The 292-nt window shown below is 68.2% G+C and carries 1 protein-coding gene; it reads left to right on the top strand.

The features are described from left to right. Nucleotides 1-292: acyl-CoA dehydrogenase family protein (locus FN960_RS21305; RefSeq protein ID WP_221936844.1), on the top strand; the 292-nt coding region annotated here is incomplete at both ends.

Below are 292 nucleotides of genomic sequence, written 5' to 3'. Positions count from 1 at the left end.
CGAAGAACACCAGATGATCCGCGACGCCCTGCGCAGCTTTGCGCAGGAACGCCTGGCACCGAACGCCGCCCGCTGGGACCGCGACCACCACTTCCCGAAAGAGGAATTGCAGGAACTGGCGCGCCTGGGCGCGTTCGGCGTGGCCGTGCCGGAGGAGTACGGCGGCGCCGGCCTCGATTACGTGGCGCTGGCGCTGGTGCTGGAAGAGATCGCGGCCGGCGACGGCGGCACCTCGACCATCATCTCCGTCAACAACTGCCCCGTGTGCTCGATCGGCATGGCGTATGCGAAC

The organism is Alkalicoccobacillus porphyridii (assembly GCF_007293315.1).
GTDB classification, from domain to species: Bacteria; Bacillota; Bacilli; order Bacillales; family Bacillaceae_D; genus Alkalicoccobacillus; species Alkalicoccobacillus porphyridii.
This window is presented reverse-complemented; position numbering and strand designations above follow the sequence as displayed.